Annotated in this window: 20 protein-coding genes; 4 read left to right on the plus strand and 16 right to left on the minus strand. The window is 59.4% G+C overall.

The features are described 5' to 3' along the window. Positions 1-16: 16 nt before the first annotated feature. From ACEN98_RS15195 to ACEN98_RS15270, 16 genes are all read right to left on the minus strand, one after another. Entirely contained in the window at positions 17-481 is a 465-nt protein-coding gene (locus ACEN98_RS15195) for a hypothetical protein (protein ID WP_413385634.1), read from the minus strand. An 83-nt stretch (positions 482-564) separates the two neighbouring features. Then, positions 565-1,206: a hypothetical protein gene (locus tag ACEN98_RS15200; protein WP_413385636.1), complete on the minus strand. Its 642-nt coding sequence runs from the start codon at positions 1,204-1,206 to the stop codon at positions 565-567. A 436-nt stretch (positions 1,207-1,642) separates the two neighbouring features. Further along, positions 1,643-2,161: a hypothetical protein gene (locus tag ACEN98_RS15205; RefSeq protein ID WP_413385638.1), complete on the minus strand. Its 519-nt coding sequence runs from the start codon at positions 2,159-2,161 to the stop codon at positions 1,643-1,645. Then, positions 2,146-5,811 carry a type VI secretion system tip protein TssI/VgrG gene (gene tssI, locus ACEN98_RS15210; RefSeq protein ID WP_413385639.1) on the minus strand — a complete coding sequence of 1,222 codons (3,666 nt, stop codon included), beginning with the start codon at positions 5,809-5,811 and terminating at the stop codon, positions 2,146-2,148. Before tssI ends, ACEN98_RS15205 begins: the two co-directional genes overlap by 16 nt. 12 nt (positions 5,812-5,823) lie before the next feature. Further along, positions 5,824-6,750, minus strand: a complete 927-nt coding sequence (locus ACEN98_RS15215; protein WP_413385640.1) for a hypothetical protein — start codon at positions 6,748-6,750, stop codon at positions 5,824-5,826. A gap of 15 nt (positions 6,751-6,765) precedes the next feature. After that, positions 6,766-7,371, minus strand: a complete 606-nt coding sequence (locus tag ACEN98_RS15220; protein ID WP_413385641.1) for a hypothetical protein — start codon at positions 7,369-7,371, stop codon at positions 6,766-6,768. Then, positions 7,368-7,592, minus strand: a complete 225-nt coding sequence (locus ACEN98_RS15225; RefSeq protein ID WP_413385642.1) for a hypothetical protein — start codon at positions 7,590-7,592, stop codon at positions 7,368-7,370. The genes ACEN98_RS15220 and ACEN98_RS15225 overlap by 4 nt, the downstream gene beginning before the upstream one ends. 10 nt (positions 7,593-7,602) lie before the next feature. Further along, on the minus strand, positions 7,603-8,151 hold the full coding sequence (locus ACEN98_RS15230; RefSeq protein ID WP_413385643.1) for a hypothetical protein: 549 nt from the start codon (positions 8,149-8,151) through the stop codon (positions 7,603-7,605). Between the two features lie 33 nt (positions 8,152-8,184). After that, positions 8,185-9,195, minus strand: coding sequence for a PoNe immunity protein domain-containing protein (locus ACEN98_RS15235; protein ID WP_413385644.1), 1,011 nt, complete (start codon positions 9,193-9,195; stop codon positions 8,185-8,187). A gap of 79 nt (positions 9,196-9,274) precedes the next feature. After that, positions 9,275-10,216, minus strand: coding sequence for a hypothetical protein (locus tag ACEN98_RS15240; protein ID WP_413385645.1), 942 nt, complete (start codon positions 10,214-10,216; stop codon positions 9,275-9,277). Next, positions 10,206-12,332: a hypothetical protein gene (locus tag ACEN98_RS15245; RefSeq protein ID WP_413385646.1), complete on the minus strand. Its 2,127-nt coding sequence runs from the start codon at positions 12,330-12,332 to the stop codon at positions 10,206-10,208. Before ACEN98_RS15245 ends, ACEN98_RS15240 begins: the two co-directional genes overlap by 11 nt. Next, entirely contained in the window at positions 12,332-12,865 is a 534-nt protein-coding gene (locus tag ACEN98_RS15250; RefSeq protein ID WP_413385647.1) for a carbapenem self-resistance protein CarG family protein, read from the minus strand. Before ACEN98_RS15250 ends, ACEN98_RS15245 begins: the two co-directional genes overlap by 1 nt. Continuing rightward, positions 12,837-15,797 (minus strand): type VI secretion system Vgr family protein, encoded by a 2,961-nt coding sequence (locus ACEN98_RS15255; RefSeq protein WP_413385648.1) that lies wholly within the window; start codon positions 15,795-15,797, stop codon positions 12,837-12,839. The genes ACEN98_RS15250 and ACEN98_RS15255 overlap by 29 nt, the downstream gene beginning before the upstream one ends. 26 nt (positions 15,798-15,823) lie before the next feature. After that, positions 15,824-16,810, minus strand: coding sequence for a type VI secretion system-associated protein TagF (tagF, locus tag ACEN98_RS15260; protein WP_413385650.1), 987 nt, complete (start codon positions 16,808-16,810; stop codon positions 15,824-15,826). Beyond that, positions 16,810-18,159 carry a hypothetical protein gene (locus ACEN98_RS15265; protein WP_413385652.1) on the minus strand — a complete coding sequence of 450 codons (1,350 nt, stop codon included), beginning with the start codon at positions 18,157-18,159 and terminating at the stop codon, positions 16,810-16,812. The genes tagF and ACEN98_RS15265 overlap by 1 nt, the downstream gene beginning before the upstream one ends. A 36-nt stretch (positions 18,160-18,195) precedes the next feature. Next, a complete protein-coding gene (locus ACEN98_RS15270) occupies positions 18,196-18,459 on the minus strand; it encodes a PAAR domain-containing protein (protein ID WP_036228705.1) in 264 nt (87 codons plus the stop codon). Positions 18,460-18,670: 211 nt separating this feature from the next. On the opposite strand from ACEN98_RS15270, the gene ACEN98_RS15275 reads away from it, so the two are divergent. From ACEN98_RS15275 to ACEN98_RS15290, 4 genes are all read left to right on the plus strand, one after another. Then, complete coding sequence (locus ACEN98_RS15275) at positions 18,671-21,496, plus strand: type VI secretion system Vgr family protein (RefSeq protein WP_413385999.1); 2,826 nt, start codon at positions 18,671-18,673, stop codon at positions 21,494-21,496. Further along, complete coding sequence (locus ACEN98_RS15280; protein ID WP_413385653.1) at positions 21,493-22,377, plus strand: DUF4123 domain-containing protein; 885 nt, start codon at positions 21,493-21,495, stop codon at positions 22,375-22,377. The genes ACEN98_RS15275 and ACEN98_RS15280 overlap by 4 nt, the downstream gene beginning before the upstream one ends. Next, positions 22,374-22,904 carry a DUF3304 domain-containing protein gene (locus ACEN98_RS15285; protein ID WP_413385654.1) on the plus strand — a complete coding sequence of 177 codons (531 nt, stop codon included), beginning with the start codon at positions 22,374-22,376 and terminating at the stop codon, positions 22,902-22,904. The genes ACEN98_RS15280 and ACEN98_RS15285 overlap by 4 nt, the downstream gene beginning before the upstream one ends. A 73-nt stretch (positions 22,905-22,977) precedes the next feature. Further along, a complete protein-coding gene (locus tag ACEN98_RS15290; RefSeq protein WP_413385655.1) occupies positions 22,978-24,891 on the plus strand; it encodes a T6SS phospholipase effector Tle1-like catalytic domain-containing protein in 1,914 nt (637 codons plus the stop codon). Positions 24,892-24,949: the final 58 nt, after the last annotated feature.

Raw genomic sequence — 24,949 nt, forward strand, 5'->3', positions numbered from 1 at the left:
CCAGGCGTTTGAGTCATCAAAATAATGAAAGATACACGAGAACTTTTCCGGATTTTTCGCACGAAAAACCGTTGACCTTGCGCCCGGATTTCCTTACCTTTGTCTCATACGCGTGGCACCCGGCAGTTGTCGCGAGATCGAAATTCGCGTTCCTGTTCTTTACCAGGATGCTTTGAAAATGGCTTGAAAGCCATGGGCGCGCGGCTTCCGGAACAATATAAATAGCTTTGTCGTTCGTGCCGCTCGTGAAACTTTCGGCATGCGTGACCGGTTCGACTTCCGCAACGAGGGTCATGTAATCCGTGGAGCCCGGTACACCACCTTCGTATTCTGGCGTTCCGAACATTTCCCATCGGACAGACTTTAGATCGGGCGATAGATCAACCAGCCGTTGTAATGCCTTGACATCGTCGGAGGCCTTGAGTTTTTTATCTTCGGCCGAGCAGCCGGAATTACAAAGGACTACTGCGGTAGCAAGCATGGCCAACGCGTAGCGAGTCCTGGCCGCCTTCAAAATGCACATGTTAGGCCTGTGGAATCGTTTCAAGCGACGGTCCGTCATCGTCAGTTATCTGTGGAGATGTCATCTTCAAATCGTCCGGCAATTTGTTCGACGAAATACCACTTGCACGGACGCTCTACAAAGGCACGCTTGTTTCTCGATGAGATGTAATTTAGGAACTGCATCTTTTTATATGCGCGGCACCAATCATCGAAGTACTCGTCGGTAGGTTCTACACGCCCCTTGTTTCGTGTGGCATCATTCGGCGCCCTCCAGATGTTGTCACGCCCAACTATTGAGAGATATTCGAGTGCCAGGTCGCTGAAGGTCTCGCAGAGATCGAGCGCGCCCCCAGTGTTTCCGGTCCAGGCAAATTGCAGCGTACCGTTCGGATCGTCTTGAGGAACATATACACCCGTGCGTACCGGTCGTTTCCCGCTTTCTCCTTCGACATCCGTTCGAATACGGAACTTCGGAAATATTGGAATGTCGCTCATATGCAATACCCACGACGATTCCATTCCTAAATCCGTCCAGCAACGGTTTATGGTGGAGTCAAGTTTAAAGGCGGGGGCGACAGCGTCTCTGCTCAGTTCACGAAATTTTTCTTCTTCCTCTGGCAACGTCCAATTCATCGAAAAATGGCTCATGCCTATGAGCGTACCGCTGATGCCTGCGATGTCATACCATTCGGTAGCGCGCATCTGTTTTTGTCCCACAAGTGCGTGCAGACAATCCCTCAAAATTGGATGGATACGAATAATATTGCGAAGTCCGACCCTCTGCTGTAACTTCTTGTTGATTATCGCTCGGTTTTTTGGTGTCTTCTGAGTGACATGCGCAAGACAGCGCGCAAAGTAAAATTGCGAGGCTAAATTTTTTTATTTTGAATACTCAATGCGGAACTACCGAACGGCGAAAGTATGGTCAATAGCCGGTCTTGCGGCGGAGCGTGACAGCCCGGCGTTGTCGTCAGGTTGAAATCCAAATTTTTATTCCGCTGAAGGATGCACAGAGCAACCTCTCGTGCAAAGAATAGCTGCAACAGAAAGCGGTTTCAAGACACGTTTAGCGCTTGACGCCGTCGTCAGGCGCGCATGGTCGTTGCTCATATCGAGTCGTCCGGTGCCGATATGGAGATTATTTTTTGTCGAGCTCGGCTTTGTCGCGCCCGTGAATCCGAATACTCGTGCTGACGTTCTGATTTATAGGTGCTTCCTTATCAATTAACTTGACCGGAACGACAATAAAGAATCGCGCGGTGAGATCAATCATGCGCTCCCTGAACGCACTAATCGCCCCTCTGGATACGAGCTGTTCGATCTTGATACTTCCTCCAGCAGGTATTTCCGTGAACTTGTTTTTCAGGGAAAGATCCGGAGGTGGGGGTGGGTTGGTCTGAAATTCTTCTCGTGTCTCGTTATCGATTAAAACGCAGTGTGGTCCTTTTTGGTCAAGAAATTCGATAGGCACACCTACCGGGTTTTTCGAGACGTTTGTGATGGTTAAATCGATCAGCATCGACTGGTTTGCGAAGATGCATTGCGCATTGTCTTTGCATTCAGCGTGCACAGATAGAACTGAATCTTGCATTGCCGCCTCCGGGCTTGCGGATAAGAATAATAAAGTTATCGTGACAAACTTCAGATGATTTTGCATGTAATCGGACGTCCAATCTTTTCGGTAAGGAGGTCTCTCGCCTCGATGGCTATATTCCATGCATGACGCGGATATGTTTTCGTAACATGGCTCGTAGACATAACCGATGCGTCGGCTGCGCTCTCCTTTTTGCCGTCGTAGGGGCCGTCGATTGCAGCGCTGAGGGTACCGTCGGGCGTGACATATCGTATCGTCGTGTCAGTTTGATCGGGTTGCGCGGAATATTCGTCAGGGAGTCCGACACAGTGCCCAAATTCGTGCGCAAAAACATACTCGTCCGATTCCGTCCATACCTCGATATCGCCCAGACCCACGCCTTCCCGAATCTGCGTTTCGCTAACACTCATCGTGAAATGCTCGTCGGCATCTACCCAGATAAGCTTATAAGTTATTGGTAGCGTTCGCTTGCCACATTGTGGGTCGCGTATTTCGAGCTGAAACTTCCCATTCCATTGGGTGTATATGCCGCGCTCGGCCCGGCTTTTTAATGCGGCAACTCTTTCCAGCCAAGCTCGCCTTTTCGTCTTTTTTACTTCGTCCGGTAACCGCTCCTCCCTGAACATCTCCGAAAGGCTCAGCCGTGGTTGGGGTTTAATGCGAAGCTCGACGACGACAGGTGTTCCCGATTTTGCTGGCACGTAAAGCTTATAACGTATACGGGTTCTAGGTAGCAAAGTGGCGCCATCTGCATTTCTTGTCGTTCCATAATAACGGGTGGATTCGGCAACAACTTCCTTCTCATGATCTTCGATCCAACAGTTGGGAAGATCAACAAGCACTTCTTTCCGCTTTTTTACTTCGACAGGGCTGGTCGTCGTACTCGCTGCCGCTTTATATCTCGGATTGCCCTTTAACGGCGCATTCTGTCGCGCCTCCAACTCCGAGTCCCGCCGGTCCAGCAGCTCAATGGTCAAAGGTTCTGCAGAATACGAGCTGATCAGATGGGTGTGACCATCCTCGTCGGTAAGTCCTTCCTCGTAGCTTCCATCGGCTCGCTTTACACGATAGGGCTGTCTCGGCATTGCGGCGCTCGTCGTTTGGTCTCGGAGAACGAACGCTTCGTCGAAAAGATGCAGGCGGGTATCCGGCAGCGCATTCATTGCGGCGGATTTGTCATGTCCGCCATCGAGCACATGCTGTCCGCCTTTTACCGAGAACGTCCCCGGACAAGCAAACGTAATGTCCTTACCCTCCAGCGTGATCGACGCCTGCCCCGCCTGCAGTACGATCGTCTTGCTCGCCTTGACCTCGATCCCGTCATTGACCGAGATGACGGTGACTTCCTTGTCCGCCAGGATCTCGAGCTGGTCTGTATGCGCCTGCACCGACACCGGCCCGTTACCGGCGAACGCCTGAATGCCGCCCTCGTGGGCATACAAGGACGTCGCCTCGGCCGACACCGACGACGACGTGTACGCCGCCGTCATGTGCATGTCCGACTGCGTCGTCCAGTGCAGATGCTGGCCCGCGAACAGCACAGTCGACGCGGGCGTCGCCCAGTTGATGCCGGCCTGCGAATCCATCAGCACGACCGGCGCGCCGAATTTTTCGACGGGCGACGACGTGTCGAGGTCGCGCGATCCGGGCGTCGGCTTCGCGGCGTCCTGGTTGTTTACCGGGCCGGCGAACTTGCCCTGGTCGGCGGGATCGATCTGCGCGAGGAAGTCCTTCTGCGCTTGCACGGCCGCCTTGCTGGTCAGCGCATGCTGTCCCGTCGCAGCGTCCAGCAAGGTGGTGCCGAGCGACTGCGCCGCTTTCAGGCCGTCTACCGCTTCGGCCGCGTCCATTTGCGTCGAGCTGACGCTGGCGCCTTGCGCGGAACGTGCGCGCGTCGTCAGCAGCACGCCTTCCGCGCCGCGTACGACGGCCCAGGCATCCGTGCGCAGTTCGAAGCCGCTGCCGCGGTAGTGGCCGCGCTGCGCGCTGCCTGGCGCCTGGCGCACCAGGTGGCCCAGGTTCAGCTGCGTGGCCGCCGTGCTGGTGGCGAGGCGCATGCGCAGCTGTCCCTGCGTATCGTCCAGCTGCCACTGGTTCCAGCCGGCGCCGTCGAATGTCTGCGTGTGGATGCCGGAGATCGTGCCTGCGTGGTCGACGCCGGAATCGACGCCCGCCGCGAACGGCGGCGCATCCGCGCCCGTGTACAGCTGCGCGACCACGACGGGGCGGTCGATGTCGTTGTCGATGAAGTCGACCAGCACTTCGGTGCCGATGCGCGGCGTGAATTGCGACCCCCAGTTCGGGCCCGCCAGCGCTTCCGCGACACGCACCCACGTACCCGAGCGGTCATCGCCGGGCGCGCATCCTGCGTCGTCCGTGTCGTGATCCAGGCCGCCGCGATTCGCGCCGGCGCCGCGCTGCCAGGCGAACTGTACGCGCACCTGGTGGTCGCGCGTCGTGGTGGCGACGCTGTCCGGCAGGCCGACCACCAGCGCCGTCTGCGGGCCGAGCGCCGTGTGCGGCTGGGGCAGGGCGGTCGCATGTGGGACGATGGCCACGGCGTCGCGCACGCAGCCGAACCGGTTGCGGTACGTGCCGGGTTCGACGCCGCCACGGTCCACGGCCGCGATCTGCGCGCCGACGTTGTTGCGCGCCTCGTGCTCGACCCACAGCACCTTGAAGACGTTGTCGCCGTCGGGGTAGCGGTCGTGCTGCGTCAGCGTGAACGCATGGCCCGGGGCGAGCCGGCGCGCGGCACCTTCGCCTTCGAACAGCTTGTTGTCCAGTTCCAGCGCGTGGAGCATCAGGCGGCTGTGCAAACCGGCCGCGCCGGCATCGGTGGCGATGCGTTCGCCGGCGCCGTCGTACACCGGCAGCAGCGGCAGCTCGCCGGCGTCCAGGATCGATTGCTGTTCGGCGGCGGGCGCGCGGACCTGGGCCGGATCCCAGCTGCTGATCGAGACGGCGTTCGCCTGCACGCGCCGGCGCGCGCTGAAGCCGTCGATGGCGTCGTCGGTGTCGGTGGCGCGCACGCCGTGAAAACGGATGGCGGCGTTGCCCGGCGTCGTGGGGAACTCGGCCGCGCTGTCGAAGATGATCACGCGGTGCCGCGCCTGGCCGTCGTCGGTTGTGACGTCCTGGTCGTGCTCGAAGCGCCAGGACAGGCCCTCCGACGCCATCAGGCGCACGAAGAAATCGTAGTCGCTTTCGCGATACTGGGTGCAGATGGGGCGCGGCGGCAGGCCCTGCGTGATGTCGAAGTCGAAGCGCAGTTGCGGGTAGTCCGCGAACAGCTCGGTGACGATGTCGCGGACGTTCTTGTCCTGGAAGATGTAGTTGTCGCGGCGCAGGCGCAGCAGGGCCAGCGCGGGCTCCAGGCGCAGCCGGTAGCGCGCGACGCCGCCATCGGCACCCAGCCATTCAGCCGCGGTGCAGATGCCGTGCCACGCGCGGCGGCGTCCGTCCGGTTGCAGCAGGCCGACGGTCAGTTCTTCGCCGATGAAGCCCGCGAGATCGAGGTCGGTCGACGTGCTGAGGGCCTCCACGTCGAAACGGTATAAATCATTTACGGCTTCGCGGCCGCGCACCCGTTCCGCGAGCGGGGATTGCGGCAGTGCGGCGTCGTGCGCGCTGGCCAGCGTGATGAGGCGGGCATGCTGGGACAGGCCGGTGCCGAAGCGGCGGAGTGCTTCGCTTAATGTTGCGAGGTCCATGTCAGAACGATGTCATTGTCGGGTTGGCGGAGTTGGGAGGGCGCCCAGGCGTTGCGAGAGGGCGGCCCTGGCCGCCCTGATATCGCCGGTTGCGCCCGCGCCGTTGATGTCGGCGGACAGGCCTTTTTCGACCTTCAGCGTGCCGTCGTTCGCAATGGACGCGATGACGACCAGCTGCTTGCCGGCGACCGATCTGAACATGGAAATGTAGTACGTCGCGGCGGGCGCGGCCAGCCGAGTGGCAGCGAGGACGCCGGCGCACCCGGTCGTCGACGCCACCTCGGCCAGGTTTGCCGATAGCGGTTTGGCGCCGGCTTCCATCGCGAAATGGCAGGCGCGGGCGTGGCTGTCCTCGAAGGTGGCAAATGAGGACGTATCCCCCGCGATGAAGTCACGTTCCAGGAACCGCCATTGCGGGAACGTCTTCCGCATCATCGCCGCGCGTGCAAGCTTGATGCCATTGGCTTCTTTCCTGGAGTCGGACGACGGGACCCCGTCGTTGAGCATCTTGTCGTCGACGAAGCCCTGGGCCGGATCATCGTACACGTAATGGAACTCGCGATACGTGTCGTCGCGCGTGTCCCGGTCCAGATATTCGATGGCAAGGTAATGCTTGTCCTGCAGGCGGAACGCCCTGATCGACGGTATCGCGACGCATTGCGGAAAAGTGTTGCCGCTGTCCGCATCAAGTATGTCGATATAGCGTGGCTTCGGCGCGTCGGGGACGGCAACGAGGAGGCCGCAGCTCGGCGCCACGCCGTCCTTGTCGTAGAACGCGACGGGTACTACCGCCGGGTTGGGCGAGCGCGCCAGCTGACGGAGTTCGGCCCTCTCGGCGCCGCGCCCTTTCAGGAATGCGGCGACGTTAACTGATTGGGCGGCGGCCTGGATACTGAATGTCGGGATAGCCAGAGCAACGAACGCTGTGATCATTTTCATGGTGGCAGTCGGGCCTCAATCTGCAAAGGTATCTTCCGACATCTCGACCTTTTTGCCACCGCGCGTGAACGTATAGATGATGCGGCCGGATGTCGTATCCGAGCGCGTCTGCATCGTCATCGGTACGCCATTCGCCGTGAACGATGCCAGGATCGTGGGCTTGTCGAATCGCGCGCCGACCACGGCTGCCGAGAACGGCGAGCCATCTTCCGGGTTAGCCGCAATTTGTGCGAGCGTCTTCATCACAGGCGTCCAGAGCTTCTTGTCGGATGTCGGAGCGGCCACATAGATGTATCGGTAGCCCTTGATACTTTTCATCTGTGAGGCGAACAGGGGATCCTTGCCGTACTTCGCCAGTTCCGTATCGAGCGACGTCGGCGTGGTGTTTTTGACTTCATAGCAGCACACGACGTCCAGGGTCGAGCCGGGGCCTTGCAGACCGTTGAAGACAGTCGATCCGGACAACTTCTCGTCGGTGAAGATGTAGGTCGGACGGGCGGTTACGTGGCTCCCGTTTGCCAGAACAGGGATTTGTTCGACGATACCGACGATGGGAAGCCCGTCGGCATGACAACCGACGCAGGCTAATGCGATGAGCGAGAAGAAGAGCCGTTTTTTCATGGAGACTGGTCGGGAAAGGTCAGGAAGAGGCTTTTCGGGTTGGATACCCGCTGGGCGTAGCCGATACTCGTGCTGACGACGCGCTTACCCGGCTTCGCCATGTCGCCGGGATTGTTGGTGCGCCATGCGAAGGAGCCGCCGATGTACGGCGTTCCCTCGCCGTTTTCGTCGAAGTAGTGGACGGCCTTCTTTTCGCGATAATAGGTCGCACGTACGAACATCGATTACCCCTCAGCGGCCGAAGAATTCATGGTCTATCGCGTCGCGTCCATCCACGTAATGGCCCTTCGAGCGTTGCTTACTGTCGCTCTTGAACAGTGGGATGTCCTCATTCTCGTTGAACCGGACGACTTCGAAATCGAAAGGCGTCTTGCGCGCGCCTTGCGCGTCGGCGCTTGGCCCGACCTTCGTCGCCTGGACCGCGAACAGGTGATTGCCTTCGACGTAAAACGCGACGGCGTGCGTGTTGGCGTCGCCGGACTCGTAGTTGCGGAAGTTGTAGCCGAGGCCCTTGGGCGTGGTGGTCGTTACCTGCAGCCAGGGCTCGCCCGCGCTGTCCGGCACCAGGTACACGGTGAACGTATCGAAGCTGCTCGCCGTGCCGTTGGCGACCATCCCGCGCACGATGTGCAGTGACAACTTGCTCAGATTGACCTCGTTGACGCCGTAGCCCAGCTTGACCTCATGATGGGTCGACGCCGCAATCGCCGGTGCTTGTACACCGGCACAGAGCCAGGCGGCGAATAGGACACCTGCCACAACGTTACGCGCTATGTGCATGCTTTTTTTCATCATTAGGGCGAAAGCGCTCAACTACGCCGCACCGAGAAAGCGCCAGACAGTCAATCCATATGGGGACTTCAGATCCTGCATTGGCGCCCCTTGCGTATAGACCGTATCGTGGACGGGCACCCCGATCGATTGCCAGCGTCGTCCAATCGGGCATGTTTCGCCAGGCTTTGCACGAATTTCAGCGGTTGCAGTGCGCGGCGCACCTGTGGCACTTCCTGCCGTCGAGTTCCTGAGATGTGCAACGAGGTCGCGTGGGTAGAAAGGTAGGTCCCGATACGATTGGTCGTCGACATTCAAAGCAATCGTGATTGCTGCCGCTTCCCATGCCCAATAGCCCAAGAACGAAGGGGCGCCGGTGTGAGCGTCGTAGTAGGGTTCGCGACGGCTCGCTTCGTACCAGTCCAGCAGATACGCCTTGATCAGTCCGGGGCGGTCGGATGGTTGCGCGTCGAAGATTGGCAACGCCTTATAGTACGGTAAATGACGCGTGCATTCATCGGGTAAAGGCGAGGGCCGCTGGCTGTAACACGACGCAATTCGTTCGAGCAGACCGTCGCGCATCGAATTGTTATAGTCGAGAATTGCCATGATCCGGGGGATCAATTTTGTATGCCCGAGCAAAACGGAAAAGCAGAGCAGCCGGTTTGCTATCTGGAATTCGACATCCTGCAGATGGATGACAGGCGAGTTGAGTCGCGTTCCTTCGTCAGTTCGATTGAATGCCTGCGTATATAGAGCGAACTCCTCGAAATAGTCGACGACGTGCGGGAAAAATCCTTGTAATTCCATGATGTGCACGCCAGCCGAATAGCTGAGCGTCAACAGGTCGATCGCATAATCGGAACGTGCCCCCGTGAGACGCACCAGCGCGGCCACGTCTTGGCCGGAGAGCCATTCTGGATCGCTCAGTTTCTTTTGAGCGTTAGGAATTCGCCTTGAGATGTCTGCGGCTTCATCGCTGTAAGCAGCGTAGTCGAGTAAAGGTTCTCGCTTTGCCTGTTTGAATTCGGACTCGGTCAGTATATGGATCATGGTTCTCGCAAGTTTTTTCCGACGATCGAGCAAGTCGCCGCGGTGTTATTTCGGCCGGTATCTAATGATTCGCTTGTTGTCAATGTCGTTCGCAGTCTGCGATACAAACAAGCTTCTCTCGATTCTTGGCGACCTGCTCTAGCGTCATTTCGCTTTTGTCGGCGCTCATGACTACGTTATCGGGTACACGATACATCAACGGTTTCACCGGGTCGATATGCCGTGCAAATGCGACTTCGCCGTTACCAAACCACGCTTGATCGTCATTTTTCTGCTTGTACTGGTCAGAGGGTTCCTCATACATTCTCTTGATTCCGGGCCAGCCAGGCGAAGTATTAACGGCACTCATGCAACTGTCGGCATTCTGACCTGGACACAACGCGTTTAACTTTTCATTGTAGAAGTTAAGGAACAGCCAAGTCGCGTTTCTGCGACGTTTTGGATCGCCCGGAGCGAGGAAAACGGCATTTCCAGAAATAAATACTCGATCGCCTGTGGGCTTATGGCTTTTGGGGCTGATCGCTCTTCCTTCTTTATCGAAAAGAACGTGGAAAAATATGTTCGAATACGCTGCAGGCGCAATCAGATAAGGATTCTTGTTGACGCTCTCGCGAAGAATGACTGCGTCTTCGCTACCCGTACCCGGCGATCTGATATACAACCAATAGCGAAATGCCCAAGTCGGCACCGGCATGTATTCTTCGGCGCTACGAAAATCGTCATGCTTGACCCATCCTCTGACACCGCTGACTTTGCATTGCGCCCAACCATCCGCGCTGTTTTTGATGCAAGGCTTGACGGCGCCGCGTTGATTTATCACTGGCTTGTCTTTCAGCGTAGCGATAGGGCTTGTGTCACCTTTATTTTGGTATATGTTGAGCACGCCATTGACTGGAAAGATTGGGGCATCCAGGTCCATCCCAAAGTTAGTGTAATTTTGACTCCCTAACGCTTCGTCCGCAAGGATGCTTCCGGAAAAGAAAAACATGAACGAGAATAGAATTCCGATTTTAGTATCCAAGTTCAGTATCCCTCACGGTAATATGCAGATGGGTTCCGTGCAATTTCTCATTGCCGGTAATGAGGTGGTTCGGTTGTGCTGGCGAATTGTCACGAGTGTTTAAATCCATTTCCCATGGATCAAATGTCTGCTTAACATCACTGTTCTCTCGCAGCTTATGAATAAAAGTGCGAATAGAGGTGCTGTCGCTGTTGCGAATCGCTATCGTCGCGGCTTCACGTTTATTTGTCTCTTGCGCCACTAGTTGCTTGAGTTCTTGTTTTTCATCCTCGGTAAGCGTCTTTTTTCCTTCAAGCCGATTTTTTTGCGTCAATAAATTTATGTATGCCGTGTCTGCAGAAGTCCGGCTGCGGCTTAGCTTCAAGTCACGACCTTCCACTAATATGCGGCTTACGTCCAAGCCCACGCCAACGCGATGCAAGACTGAACCAAGCATGGGGCGCCAACCCGATGCAATCTCAAGTGCCGTAGCGTCCAATTCGAACGCGGCCTTCAAGAATGCTTTATAAGTCTGAGGGTGAACGCGAGGAATAATTTCGGCTTTGGCTGCAGCAAGGTTCGTAATAGAAGGTATGTTTTGCCTGCAATTCTGAAATGCAGCCGCTTGCCACGTGATTACCATGTTTTTCTTGTTTGGTTTTACGACGCTCAGCGTTATAGCGTTGCCGCTAACGCTTGCATTTCCCCCAAAAATCTGTTGCAAGGCTGCTTGGAGTTCCGGAGGTTCGAATCGACTTTGTTCCAGGGCCTCATCCGCTGTGAATTTATGACTGAATTTTAACCAGGTCGTCCCGAAAAGGCTTGCAGAATAGACCTTTTTGGTTCCTGTCGAGACTGGGTCCGACGGTAGTTCATCTGAAGGGTCATAAGCCGTACCCTTGATTTCCGAAATCTTCACTACCACGTCGCTCAGCCCTTCTTCCGCACGCACGCGATAAAGCGGGGTAGTGCGATATTGAACCTTTGCATCATTGCCAAGGTATAAGGCGACTTCTTTGCCAAACGGAACTTTTTGTCGAATTTTGTTGTTTCTCATTAACAAAATACCTTGCCCCTTCATCAGGGGTTTGCCTTGATCGCCCGACATCTCAGCAATAACATACGGCAGTTTTTCCAGTTTCTTCTCAGAGCCACGCTTGGTATCGAATTCCCACGCAACATACACGCCAGCTTCTTTTATGACATCTTGTACATGGTTCTCGGACTTTTTCTTCGTACCGGATAGCTGAACTGCGCCAGCTTGCTTAACGGTCGACAGAGGAGCCGGTGGAGACAAAGGCGCCTCCTGGAGCTCTTGATGTCCAGCGTCTAAGTCGTTTTGGCGTGGTGATTCGTCATGCTTGCTGTCTTCGCCAGCAACTGCTTGACTGAACGTCTGGCTGTACCATGGTTTAGTCGTGACCTCGGCAGCGACAATCGTTTTTCCTTTGCCGCCTCCCACTTTTTTTTGCAGGGGTTTTAGAGACTGTCCGGGGTCAGGTCGAGGTAGATGCAATTGTACGGTAGTTCGGGTGTCGGTAACGGCGATGACGGTCTTGCCGTCCGCGCTTGTTTCGCCTTCGATTTTTTTCTGCTCACCATCGCCGGTGAAGTAGGAAAGTAAATAGCGTAGACCTCCCATCGGCTTTCCATCAATGCCTTTTACGAGAAATTGCTTGGCATGGGGAATTGGCTCAGTTTTTCCTTCTTTCCAACCTTCCACGCGCATGATTGCTAATTTAAATTCGTCCAGCTCTTCCTTGGTGAGAGATCCAATAGTCCGAGCGGCGTCCAGGCCGGTCATCTTTCTGACTGTGGCTGCATATTGCTCCGGATCGTTATGGTCGGTGGCCGGGGCATATTTTTTAAAAACCTTATCCAGTTTGATATCGGAATAAAAATTCTTTAAAGAATACTCCAGGGCCGCAAATCCATCCTCCTGACTCGCAAATGCCGCAAAGCTGCCGCCGCGTCCGATCGATAAACCACTCTTTTCGGCGGCAATAAGATTCCCTGGGTTGTTATTTCGCCAGGCGCGAGTGCCTCCGGATCGTAAGAATTCCGTGCCGTCTGCGCAAACGTATATGACACTGTTTTTTTCGCCATCACGCGCTTGGATGAATTTCTTCTCACCCATTATTCGATCCCGTTGATAGGTGACGCCTCACTGTCGATAGCACGATTGACATCACAGTATGCTTTTTTCGAGCTGTAAACTTTACGCTCTTTAAAATAGTGTAGTGGCGTGCCAGGGGCGCGCTCATCATTCTTCGTTAGATCGAATTCCTGGAATTTTACGGAGTTTTTTTCAGACCACTGGCCCTTCCGGCTCGCGTAAACGACACGAATTTTCTTCCCGTCCTGAAACGCGCGCATTCCAGTGATCGCGCAGTCGGCGCCGGAACGCAATGTCAGGGAAGCTTGATAGTCGTCGTTTATCTCGAACGGAATAGCTTCAGCGGCTCCACGCGGATTTCTTATCAGGAAACTGACAGTTTCCAGCGCATGTGCATTGTTCAGGTCAATGATCGTGTGCAAAGCCACGACATCACCGCTGGCGAGTTTGATCGGCGTCATGTCACCACGCAATACCACTGGGAGCGTCTGGGCCGTCGCGGAGAGGGCGGCTATCGCCAAGACGCTAGCACTCGCTATGGCTCGAATTTTCATCGCTTTCCTCTTCACAGATCCATTGCAAATCACGGTCGAATAAGATGTAGGTCGTCTCAGGGTTTTCGGTGTCGACATACGCCGTCATGCCATGCGTATCTGTCACACCCTTGATCTCTTGTTGGTCCGCTACGTATATCGTGTAGGCCTGATCTGCCAGCGGTGTGCCAAGCGTGTCCTTGAGCCTGAAACGTTGGCCAAACTGATGGCTCAGCTGCGGCATGGCTGGTAGTTCGAATTGTGCGCTCGCCGGGCCGGTGAGCTCCTTCATGCTCGCCTTGAAGGCGATTGTCCCCGGGCCATGCACTTCGATGTCACCTCCCGAAAGCCGAATGTACGCGCCTTGCGCAGTCAACAGCACATGCTCCTTCGCTGCCACGTTCACGCTCCTCGCGATGCTCGCCACCGTAATCGTCTTGTCGGCTGTCAGCCGTGTCTGGCCACTTTGGCTTTGCATGCTGATTTTGCCGCTGGCCGCATGCATGCGGATGCCGGTTTCCTGATTCGGTTTGTCGGTGCTCGTGGCCTTACCGTACGTGAACAGGCTGACCCCGGCGCTGACCGAGTGAATGGTATTGCCTTGTGAGGCAAAGCCGATGTCCTGTCCCGCCGTGATGTTGGTGGTCGTGCCTGACGCAATGACGGTCGATGCTGGCGTGAGCGCTGCGATGCCTGCCGGCGTGTAGAGTTGCAGCTGCGGTTCGCCGTAAGCGGTGGCGTCGCCGTTGGCTGACGTCGCGGTCAGTGTATCGCTGGCCTTGGCGAGCGCTTCGGTTGCCGGCAACTTGTCTGGAGACGTGCCTCCCGCCAGCATGGCGTTGTGCTTGCCGGCCGTCTCGGCCAGGCTGTGTTGAAGTGTATGGCTTTGTTCGATCTGTGCAGCCGCCTGTCCGGACTCCAGCGCGCCCGCATCGGCCGACGCACGCTCGGTCGCAATCAGCAGTCCGCGGCCGGCGCGCACCGCCACCCCATGCTCCGCCTTCAGCTCGGCCCCCAGCCCCACGGTCCCAAGCCGCTGGTTATCCGTCTGATGCACGAGATGCCCGAGATTCAGCTCGGCCGTCCCCCGATGCGCCTTCGCATGCCGCTGCAACGCCACGCGCGCCTGTTCCGGCGTGTCGTCGAACACGAGCTGGCTGTACGCGCCGGCCCCGTTGCCGCTGGCCCGCATGGCCTGGCTTTTCAGGCCGGACAGCACGGCCGCGTGCGCGTGCGCGCCGGCCGCGCCGGGGAACCAGGCGCCCGCGTTGCCGGTGGCCGCGCCCGCGCCGCCGGCTGCCGTGTTGTGCTGGGCGTCGTCGGCACCGGCCCCGTTATAGACGGCGCCGATGACCACCGGCCGGTCGATGTTCCCGTCCAGGAAATCGACCAGCACTTCCTGGCCGACGCGGGGCAGGGCGTGGCTGCCCCAGTTGGCGCCCGCGACCGGCGCGAGCGGCGTGGCCACGCGCACCCACGTGCCGGCGCGGTCGTCGGCCGGGGCGCCCGTGTGGCCGTGCGGTTCGGGATGATCGAGGCGGCTGTGGCTCGCTTCGCCGCGCTGCCAGTGGAACTGCACCTTGATACGGTGGTCGCGGTCCGTGTGGATCGCGGTGCCGCGCGGGCCGACGACGATGGCCGTCTGCTGGCCCTGCACCGTCGGGCGCGGATGCAGCAGGCGGCCGTGGCCGTCCACCGGGCTGTCGCGGTATGGCGTCGCGGCCGGGATCGCGTCGAAGCTGTTGCGGTACACGGGGCGTTCCGCGATGCCCTTGCCGCGCGCGTGCAGGCTGGCCGACAGGATCTCGTCATTGAGCGCGGCGACCGGATCGTGGCCCAGGTGGCGGACGAGCGTCGATGCGGTATCGGCATCCAGGTTGTTGTGCGCGAGGTGGCGCACGCGTACGAGCAGGAACGGGGCGGCCGCGCTGTCCCGGGCGCCATGCTCCGCCAGGATGAACGTTGTCCCAGGCGTGAAGGTACGCACGTTGCCGGCGCCCACGTGGACGACCTTGCCCGCTTCGAGTGCCTGCAACTGGCGCTCGGCGATGCGCGCGCCGTGTTCGCGGCTCGTGTACGCGTACACGCCGGGGATGTCGCGGCTGGCCAGTTCGACCGGATCCTGTCCGGCCGCGCCGGCGGTCCGCACCTGGCGCGCGCGATAGTCCCAGCTGCGCAATTCGACGGCATTCGTCGCGAGACGCGTCTCGGTGCGCCAGCGGTCGACGCTGTCCTCGCGCATCACGGCGCCGGATTGCGTGAAGCGCACGAGGGCCTGCGTGTTCGGCTTGAACGCGTCGTTGCTGTCGGCGATGACGAGCGTGTGTGCGCCCAGCGGCGCGCCGTCCGGATCGCCCTCGTGCTCGAAGAAGGCGAACAGACCTTCTTCGCTCATCAGGCGTCGCACGAACGCGAGATCGCTTTCTTGGTATTGCGTCGTCAGGCTGCGCAGCGGGTAGAGCGAGCGGTCGACCTGGAAGCGCCAGGCCGGCGCCAGCCTGCCCTTGCCGTCGTATGCGGAAAACACGGTGTCGATGATGTCGACGATCGACTTGTCCTGGAAGACGCGGCTGTCGCAGCCCAGCGCGAGGAACGCGGTCCAGGGTTCGATCGTCAGCGTGTACCGGGCCAGGCCGCCGTTCGCGCCCGTCATCTCGGCCGCCGTCACGTGGCCGTGGAAAGGACGCACGCCCTGGAACGGCCCCGCCAGCAGCTCGAGTAGCACGGACTGGCCCAGCAGCGATTTCAGCGCCAGCCCCGCATCCGTCGACAGCGCCGACACACGCAGCCGGTAACCCGTGTCGATGGCTTCCTCGCCGTGCAGCGATTCGGCCAGCAGGACGTCGTCACCCAGCGGCGTATGCAGGCGCAGCACGCGGCTCGACTGGGTGAAGCGCGCCACGAGCGCCCGGATCGCCTGGGCTGTCAGTGGAAGAGAGGGTGTCGTCAGCATACGCGGAGTTTTCGTTGTCGCATGGTTCAGGTGCCGATGAATGCCGAGCCCAACGCCTCCAGCGCGGACTTGAGCGAGACATCGTGACGTTTCAGGTGCCTGGACACCTTGTCGACGGTATAGTCGGACTCCACCTGGTCTTCGACCCAGTCCAGGTCGTCGAAGGCGATGTGGCGCTCGTTGCCCGCCTGTGGATCCATGATCGCCTGCAGCGTCCGGGCCGATGCGCCGCCGAAACCGAGCACGAGGCGCGGCCGCGCGCCGATGCGAGTGACGAACAGCGCGAGCTCGAAATCGGCGCGCGCGAGGAACGGCGCGATCGCATGCATCCAGTACGCGCCGACGAGGCCGCGGTACAGCGGGTCGGCAGGCAGCGGCAAAACGAGGCTTTTCTCCAGCCGGCTCGCGCTGCTGGCCAGGACCGGCTGCAGCAACAGGCCGAGCGCCAGCAGCAACTGGCGCACCGAGCCCGCGTAGCCGGCTTGCGCCAGCAGCGCCTGCAGGGTGCCGAGCGACTGCAGTTCGATGAAGTCGGTAAATGCCGCCGCGTGGGCATCCGCACGCAGGTCGAGTTCGACGACCTGGCCGGCCGCCGCGCGGAGCGGCACGTCGGCGTCGACGGCCGTCACCAGTCCCTTGCTGAGCGCTTCCAGGCGGTTCCACAAGAGACCCAGCATCAGCGGCGCGGACGGGACGAACGCGCGGGGTTCGGCCACGTCCAGCATGCCCATCATGAGGAACGGAAAGCGGCGTCCCGACTCGTCGCTGCTCGCGACGATGTGGCCGGCGATCGCGTGCCGGCGGCGCGGACCCGTGATGACGAAGTGCAGCGGGGCGACTGCGTCGTAATTCGCCTTCCATTGCGCGTCCGCCGTCATGAGGTCCATCGCGCGCGCGAGCCAGTCGTCCAGCAGCTTGACGAGCGCCGGGTTGTCGGAACCCTTGACGAAGTCGCCGCGGCTCGGGATCTTGCCGAAGTAGCCGATCGACACGTGTGTGGACGCGAGACTCATCAGACGGCGGCGGACGTGGCGAGACCGGCCGGGCGGACCACGGCGACACTACGATGGACCGGATCGGCATTCCCGACGCACAGGACGGCGCCGGCACCATCCAGCGCATGGCGGCGGGCCAGCGCGAGCGTCGCCAGGAACGGCACGCCACCTGACAGTCCGCAAGCCGGCCCGGTGGTCCTCACGTCGATGCCTGCATCGAGGTGCGGCAGATCCTCGTGGGCCAGTGCCATCGCCTCGAGGACGCGGTTGCTGCGGTGGTCCGCATCCGCGAACAGCGCGGACACGGTGGATGCGTCGACGGCCGTTTCGGCCAGCACCCGTTCCGCCAGCCGGCGCAGGTCCGTGGCGTCGGTGCGGTGCATGGCGTCGGCCGATGCGCTGCGCGTGGCGCTTGCCGCCTGCAGCGTCGGCGCCGTGTACGCGGTATCGGACAGCAGGAGCCCGGCGGCGCCTTCGCCCGGCACCAGTCCCTGCGGATGGGCGGCGGAGAAGAGGGTGCCGTCGGCCGCCATCCGGTCGACGGCCGCCTGGTCGATGTGCGAATCGAAGGCGAGCAGGATAGTCAATGCCGGATCGTTGTTCGCCTGGCCGGCCAGCACCGACAGCAGGGCGCTGGCGGCCGCCGCGGGTTCGCCCGGCGGGGCGGGGCTGACGGTGACCTTGTCCGCGTCCCAGCCGGCCTGCGCGGCGACGTGGACGAACCACGCGCCGGCCGCCGTGCGCTGCGCGGCGGTCCAATCTACAGGCGCCAGGGGCACGATGCGCAGCAACGGATCGTCGACGGCGGCCAGTGCCGCGGCGTCGGCGAGTTCGCTCACGACGGCGCTGGCCAGTTCGAGGGCGCGCCAGTGCGCTTCACCGAAGCGGACGTCCGACTGGCCCTGTGCGGCGAGCCACGGCTCGGCCTCGGCCCGCCACGCGGCGTCGCCGGCGGACGGCACGCGCACGCTCATCACGGGATAGCCGGCGTCGTCGACGAGTTCCGGGTCCAGGTCAGGGCGCGCGCGTCGTGCGTCGAGCGCGGCGGCCAGTTCATCGACTGAATCCCCATGGCGCGTGCGCACGGCCGCATCGACCAGCGCCAGCGCGGGCAGGCGCGCCGCCGCGGCGGGAGCCGGTGCGGCGGTCGTGGCCGGCGCGGCGGCACCGGCTGCGGGTTGCGGCCGCGCGAATCGCCGGACCAGCACGACGGCGGCCAGCACGGCGAGCGGCAGCGCGACCAGGTACGTGACCAGGTCGGACGTGGATGGCGCGCGGTCGGTGCCGCGCCAGGTGAAGATGGCGCCACCCCAGAAGGCGCCGAACGTCAGCATCGTCAGGATGCCGCCGCGGATCCATGTGCCCATCAGGTCCGTCTCCGCCTGTGGCTGCGGCGCTGTGGGTTACACATGATCTACCGTCGCCTGCTGGCCGGCGATCAGCGTGGCGCCGCAGCCGGCCTTGTCGCCATGGCGTGCGGCGGCCTTGCCGTCGACGATGAAGGTGGTGTCGCCGCTGACGATGGGGGAGCGGCCGTGGCGCGGACATACGGTCATGTCGCCCACGCGCGCGATGCCCTTGCCGTCGCAATCGCTCAGCGTCGACGCTTCGATCACGCTGCCGCCGTGCGATGTCCTGTCACCCAATACGATCAATGGTCCTGCCATGCTTTTCTTCCGTCACCGTTACAAATGTGCAGCATGCAATGTTACATGCAGACAATATTTTTCCGCATTATAGCTGGGCAAAACTGTGTTCTTAATCACAGTTTGTAACAGTTAAGCAGTTTCTTTGAGGCTATAGCGTGGCGCTCGCGATTAGCGTAAAGTTAAGTTTGTTAAGTATGGATGAGTTGGAGAGTGTGTCTTGCAGCAATCGATGACCCATGCGCTGGAAGCGCTGGCCGCCCTTGCCGGATTCGACAGCGTCTCGCGCCTGTACGCGTTGCGGATCGGGAATGGCGCTACGGATTTCCCGGGCGGTGAACTGCTGGTCGAGGCGTTCGTCGCCGACGATGCGGTTCAGGGGCTCGGCGTACGCGACGTGATCGCGTTGTCGACCAGCGCCGCGATCGAGCCATCCTTGCTGCTGGGCCGGCCGGCCGCCCTCGAAGTCACCTTGGCGGACGGCACGCGCGCCGACTTCGCCGGCGAGATCTGCGCGGCCGCGCAGCTGGGCAGCGACGGCGGCTTGGCGCGCTACCGCGTCCGCATCGCGCACTGGGTGTGGCGCATGGCCCACGTGCGCAATAGCCGCGTATGGCAAGACAAGTCCGTCACCGACATCGTCGACAGCGTCTTTTCCGCCTATGCGCCCGACGCGCGCTGGCGCTGGAGCGACGACGTCGGCCCGTTCATGGACGGCGCCAACCCGCGCAGCTACTGCTGCCAGTACCGCGAATCGGATCTCGCGTTCGTCGAGCGGCTGCTCGCGGAAGAAGGCCTGGCATGGCGCTTCGAACAGGCCGACGACGGTCCGCGCATGGTGCTGTTCGCGGACAGCCGCGATGCGTCCGCCGTGACCGACGACCCCAGCATCGACGCCGGCGGCGCACGCTTCCACGGCGCGCACGCGCGCGAAAAAAGCGACAGCGTGCAGGCGCTGGCGGCGCTGCGCAGCGTCGGCGCTTCGGCCGTCACCTTGCTCAGCTACGACTACAAGAGCAAGCAGGCCGTGGCCGCGAACTCGCCGTCGCGGCTGTCGAACGGCAGCCTGCCGTGGCTTGAATCGTTCGACACGCCGGGCCAGTACGCGTTTGCCGACGGCGCTGACGCACGCCGCTACGCCGACCTGCAGATGGAAGCGCGCGAGGCGCGCAGCCAGTTGTGGCGCGGCCGCTCGACCCTGCGCACGCTGCGCGCGGGCACGCGCCTGACGGTGACCGGCGCCCCGGTGAGCGCGCTCGGCGCGGCGGCACCGTTCACGATCCTGCGCGTGACGAGCGTCGGCGTGAACAACCTGCCGACGCGGGCGCAGGATGCGCTGGCCGAGTTGTTCGGCCCGATCCCCGAACTGCTGGAAGAAACCCTGCGTGACGACTTGCCGGAAGACTTCGGCCTGGCGCTCGCGCAGGCGCGCGCGGCCGGCTACGCGAACTGCTTCGAGGCCGTCGCCGCCGACGTCGTGTGGCGTCCGCAACTGGACGGCAGCGACGGCCGCAGCCACGCGCGCCCGACGGCGGCCGGCGCGCAGAGCGCGATCGTCGTGGGCGCCGACGGCAGCGACACGCCGCGCGGCGCCGACGAACTGTATTGCGACCGCCTGGGCCGCGTGCGCATCCGCTTCCACTGGCAGGACGGCGGCGACGCCACGTGCTGGGTGCGCGTGGCGCAGCGCCTGGCGGGCGGCGGCATCGGCAGCCAGTTCCTGCCGCGCATCGGGCAGGAAGTCATCGTCCAGTTCATCGAAAACGACATCGACCGCCCGATCATCGTGGGCGCGCTGTACAACGGCCAGGGCGAAGGCGGCGTGACGCCGACCCCGGGCGGCGAGCACCGCGACGCCGGCATCGATCCATTCGACGCCGCGCACGACCACGCGACGTCCGGGCAGGGCAACCTCGCCGGCGGCAACAGCCCCGTGTGGCACGGCGCTTCGGCCGCGCTGGCCGGCCACCGCAATGCTGCGGCCCAGTGGGGCGTGCGCACGAAGGAATTCGGCGGCGCGGGCTACAACCAGCTGCTGTTCGACGACACCGACGCGCGGGGCCGCGTGCAGCTGCGTACGACGCACGCGGCGACGGAACTGAACCTGGGCCACCTGATCCACGGCGCCGACAACTACCGCGGGAGCCTGCGCGGCGAAGGCGCCGAACTCCGCACGGACGCCTACGGCGCGCTGCGCGCGGGTGCCGGTCTGCTGGTATCGAGCTACCGCATCGAGCACGACGCGTTGTCGCGCGACCCGGCGGGCGACAACGTGGCGGGTATCGCGCTGCTGAAGCAGGCCGTCAAATTGGGCGAGACGTTCAACGACGCGGCCGTGACGCACAAGACCGTGGGGCTGGCTGCGCATCTGGGCGCGACGAAGGCCGGCGCCAGCGCGCTGGATGCGAAGGCGGCGCCGTTGCAGGCTATGTTGAACGCGGTGGCCGGCATGGTGGCGCTCGATGGCGGTGCATTGGGCGACGACAAGCTGCCGCATGTGGCGGCGCCCGTGATCGCTCTGTCGGCGAAGGCCGGGCTGGGCGTGACCGCGGCGGATGCGGTGCAACTGTCGAACGGCGAGGCGGTCAGTCTGATGAGTGGGCAGGACACGCAGTTCGTCACCGGTGGCGCCATGCGGATGCATACCGGGCAGGCGATCGGCGTGCTGGCCGGCGCCGTGAAGGCGGGCGAAGGTGACGTCGGACTGCAGATGATCGCGGCGCAGGATGCGGTCGACATGCAGGCGCAGGCGGGCACGCTCGATGTACAGGCGCGCGATGACGTGCATGTCGTCAGCGCGAACGCGCACGTGGATTGGGCGGCGGCGAAGCGGATCAGTTTGTCGACGGCGGATGGGGCGAATATCACCATCGAGGGCGGGAATATTACGGTGCAGTGTCCGGGGAAGATTGCGGTGCATGCACTTAAAAAGAGTTTCATGACCGGCGTACGCCTTGACTATGACCTGCCAAGGCTGCCTTCGAGCGCTCCGGTGTGTATCGAATGTCTCGTAAAGGCCGCCAGCTTCGGCTCTCCCCTTGCAATGGTTGTGTCATGAGAAATACGCGTCGCTTATCACAAGATGAAACGGACGTGGTCGAAGCCGTCAGCCAGATGTGCAGCCTAATCCAAAGTCGACAAGGATTTGAATGGTATGGGCTTGTTGATACTGTATTCGACTACCCGGATGGAAAATTTTTTAACGAATGTGCCGACGTAATTAACTGCTATGTGGGTCACCCGCAATTAGAGGCACTTGCAAGTGCCGCGCCTTGTCTGGTATCACTTCAAGATAATGATGCTTTAGCCCATCGATTGACATCACTTTTCCGGCATTGTTCTGCTCGGCCCATGTTGAGTTTTTTCGCCAGTGAAGTGAGCGGTGCAAGAATGCTCGAGCATTGGCGGGCATTCTATATGGCTAGATTGGACGAGGGACAGGAAATGCTGTTGCGATTCGCTGATACACGAGTGCTGCCAAACCTCCAGCACGTGCTCGCCCTCGATCAGTGGGCAGCTTTCTGTGGTGCGGTGAGGTACTGGTATTATGTTGATCGAACTGGAAAAATTGCGGAGTGCGCAGTTTCAAATATTGCTGACTATCGCCATGATCAGTTGCAGTTGTCGAATCACCAAGTTGACAGGTTAATAAAACTAAGCTATCCAGACATTCTGATGCAGCGAATCATTGAATCCTTGCCTGACGCGATCCCTCCGTTGATTTGTCCTTCTTCCCTATATGAGCTAATTTCCGCGTCATATCGTTTAGCTCAACGCTACTCGATAGAAAACGAGGCGGACGTATTTTCTTTAGCCGTTGCAGCGTGCCTTACTGAGGGGAAAAGCAACAAAAATGCTGGGCTTTATCGATTGTTGGAAAGTGGGAGCTGGAGCGCCGGCAATTTAGGCGACGAAATGTTTGAGGCTAATATTGTATGAAATTTAACTTTGCGGCATTGCAGAACAAAAAGAAGAAGTCGATTTCCTTCGCCATCTCATGTTTTTTTGCTGCCGCATCGCTGCAGGCGTGTGGCGACGAGGGTACGGCGGTGAGTGTCACTGCATACAATCATACGCGGACTCATGATATCGAATATTTTACAATGAACGGGGCCGGCGGAGTAGACGTAAGGCGAGGGAGCTCAAGTGGGGAAACTTGTTGTATCGTAATTCCTAATAAGTGGCGTCCAGGTCTCAAGGTTTCGTTAACGTGGCGTTATGCTGCGCCAAATGATAATGAAAACAACGTAATGCCTGTGATAACTCAAGAGGTAGAGTTGCCCAAATATCCTCACCCTGATGCGATGCGAGTGCATTTCTATGAGAACGAAAGAATAAAGATCGTCCTGTCAAAGTGCTCGCCAAAACACCCTTTCTATCCTCTTTCGCCTGAAGATCGTCTCCCGTGGAAGCCTATGTCATCGAAGAGCGAATATCGTGAGAGTGGAGGCCCAATTGACTGTTGAAGTTCAGTTTGCTTACAACCCCGAAATTAATAACACCCGATCGCTTGTTCGGCCATTATCGCCTCGCGAAGTCATGCAGCAAGCCAAGGCCGTTTCGGCACAGTATTCGGAGCAATCGGTGCTGAAATGTTGTGGTCAAGTTTTTATCGGAATTTTCTTTGATGGAACAGGTAACAATGAAGACATCGATTACCTATCAGTAAAAAGCACGCCGCAGAAATTTCAACACAGCAATGTTGTCCGACTTTTTCACACGTTTAAGAGAGAAGAGGAAGGCACGACAGCATATTATCCGTTCTACATCCCCGGTGTCGGAACTCCGTTCCCTAAAATTTCTGACACCGGTGGAAAGCTAGGAACTGGGACTTCTTGGAATGGAGAGTCTCGTTTGATTTGGGGGCTTACGAGGGTTTTTAACGCGGTTAGCGATTATCTGGAGGGGAGTCAATTAATATCTGATTCGGTGGCTAATAGCATGGCTAACGCCTTGGGCGGGATCGGTTCTTTGGAGGCGCAACGGAATTATGCGTTGGGACGTACATGGATGGATCAGTTGTCGCAGTTGGTCAAAAGACAGCCGAAGAATCGGCCGTCCATAGAACAGATCAATATTTCGGTTTTCGGATTCTCTCGCGGCGCCGCTGAGGGCCGAGCATTCGTTAATTGGCTGTATCAGATTTGCGCAAAAAACTCCGAAGGCTATACTTTTGCGAACATCCCGATAAGAGTACAGTTTTTAGGGATTTTTGATACAGTTGCATCAGTTGGCATTGCCGGTGCCTTTTCCTCGGGACTAATGGGGGCGGAGGGGCACCAGTCCTGGGCTAATAAAAACATGCAGATTCATCCGGGGGTTGAAAGCTGTCTGCATATTGTCGCTGCCCATGAGGTTCGCGCTACGTTCCCGCTTGACTCGGTAAGAATTGACCAAAGATACCCTCCTAACGTTAAAGAATATGTTTATCCAGGATCGCATTCGGATGTCGGCGGTGGCTACAATCGGCATGCGCAGGGTAAGACAGACGCTCTTGCTCGAGTACCGGGTTTTGAAATGTACTGTGCAGCCCGCGCGGCAGGTGTCCCATTATTGCCACTTGAAGGTCTATCCAGGCCGGTCAAGGAGTGCTTGGTGCCGACCAACGAGGCATTAATAACATTCCAGAGATATATGCGCGAGGCACAGATTCCTGCGGGGCCGGTGGAGGAAATGATGCGCGCTCATATGGCCAAGTATTTTTCTTACAGGTATCAAGCTATAGCGAACGAAGAAGATAAGTCGACAGCGGAAGAATATTTCGCTCGCAACTTCTTTAGAAAATCGACGGCAGAGCGCGAGTATTTAAGAGACACGCAGCAGTATTTTGTTGCCATTATTGCCGCACTGGTTGAGAAGCTCGAGTATCGGATGGGCCACGACTCGGTACTGTATGGACTTCGACACGATGGCCTTGGCGAGACTTATGTAAAGCAGCCATTTCAAGAGATCGATTTCAGGACGCTTAATCTATTGTCCAGCGCAGCTCAACTGGTGAATAGACGAATATTTGCTTTGCTTGATGTTAAGGATCAGAAGTCCAACGAAAAGTCTATCGCAAGATTGCACCGGACTTTAGAGAGATGGTATAAGTGGCTTAAGGAAAACAACCTGCCAAATCTTGTAGATTCAAGCGCTCCGGAACGCGATGTTTTAACTGTGGCATCATCCATTGCAAGAGATTCGCAATCTCAGGAGATGCGAGATTTTTTCGATAACTGGGTGCATGATTCAATGGCTGGTTTAGCGAAAGATGGTATGAACGAGTTTTTATTCAATGGAATTGGCCTTTTCAAGTTTCGTCGTGTCTATTTTGGTGACCGCTCCGATGAAATAATTCACCGACGTGTGATCGAAGCTAACGATCGCGAGAAAGCAGCGTCTCGATTGAAGCAAAAGCAACGGAAGGAATGGGATCTGGAGTCAGCCGAGTATAGACGAGCGGCGTCGTAGAAGTAAGGATTTTGTTGGTGCGGTCTTGGGAACTTTAGGAGTGGACGAAAGTCTTTGT

Origin of the sequence: Massilia sp. CT11-137, from assembly GCF_047302885.1 — a bacterium.
Classification (GTDB): domain Bacteria; phylum Pseudomonadota; class Gammaproteobacteria; order Burkholderiales; family Burkholderiaceae_D; genus Telluria; species Telluria orientalis.

Coding starts and splice junctions, on each gene's coding strand:
- ACEN98_RS15195 (WP_413385634.1), bottom strand. CDS start 481: ATGCTTGCTACCGCAGTAGTCCTTTGTAATTCCGGCTGCTCGGCCGAA.
- ACEN98_RS15200 (WP_413385636.1), bottom strand. CDS start 1,206: ATGCGCGCTACCGAATGGTATGACATCGCAGGCATCAGCGGTACGCTC.
- ACEN98_RS15205 (WP_413385638.1), bottom strand. CDS start 2,161: ATGCAAAATCATCTGAAGTTTGTCACGATAACTTTATTATTCTTATCC.
- tssI (WP_413385639.1), bottom strand. CDS start 5,811: ATGGACCTCGCAACATTAAGCGAAGCACTCCGCCGCTTCGGCACCGGC.
- ACEN98_RS15215 (WP_413385640.1), bottom strand. CDS start 6,750: ATGAAAATGATCACAGCGTTCGTTGCTCTGGCTATCCCGACATTCAGT.
- ACEN98_RS15220 (WP_413385641.1), bottom strand. CDS start 7,371: ATGAAAAAACGGCTCTTCTTCTCGCTCATCGCATTAGCCTGCGTCGGT.
- ACEN98_RS15225 (WP_413385642.1), bottom strand. CDS start 7,592: ATGTTCGTACGTGCGACCTATTATCGCGAAAAGAAGGCCGTCCACTAC.
- ACEN98_RS15230 (WP_413385643.1), bottom strand. CDS start 8,151: ATGCACATAGCGCGTAACGTTGTGGCAGGTGTCCTATTCGCCGCCTGG.
- ACEN98_RS15235 (WP_413385644.1), bottom strand. CDS start 9,195: ATGATCCATATACTGACCGAGTCCGAATTCAAACAGGCAAAGCGAGAA.
- ACEN98_RS15245 (WP_413385646.1), bottom strand. CDS start 12,332: ATGGGTGAGAAGAAATTCATCCAAGCGCGTGATGGCGAAAAAAACAGT.
- ACEN98_RS15250 (WP_413385647.1), bottom strand. CDS start 12,865: ATGAAAATTCGAGCCATAGCGAGTGCTAGCGTCTTGGCGATAGCCGCC.
- ACEN98_RS15255 (WP_413385648.1), bottom strand. CDS start 15,797: ATGCTGACGACACCCTCTCTTCCACTGACAGCCCAGGCGATCCGGGCG.
- tagF (WP_413385650.1), bottom strand. CDS start 16,810: ATGAGTCTCGCGTCCACACACGTGTCGATCGGCTACTTCGGCAAGATC.
- ACEN98_RS15265 (WP_413385652.1), bottom strand. CDS start 18,159: ATGGGCACATGGATCCGCGGCGGCATCCTGACGATGCTGACGTTCGGC.
- ACEN98_RS15270 (WP_036228705.1), bottom strand. CDS start 18,459: ATGGCAGGACCATTGATCGTATTGGGTGACAGGACATCGCACGGCGGC.
- ACEN98_RS15275 (WP_413385999.1), top strand. CDS start 18,671: ATGACCCATGCGCTGGAAGCGCTGGCCGCCCTTGCCGGATTCGACAGC.
- ACEN98_RS15280 (WP_413385653.1), top strand. CDS start 21,493: ATGAGAAATACGCGTCGCTTATCACAAGATGAAACGGACGTGGTCGAA.
- ACEN98_RS15285 (WP_413385654.1), top strand. CDS start 22,374: ATGAAATTTAACTTTGCGGCATTGCAGAACAAAAAGAAGAAGTCGATT.
- ACEN98_RS15290 (WP_413385655.1), top strand. CDS start 22,978: ATGCAGCAAGCCAAGGCCGTTTCGGCACAGTATTCGGAGCAATCGGTG.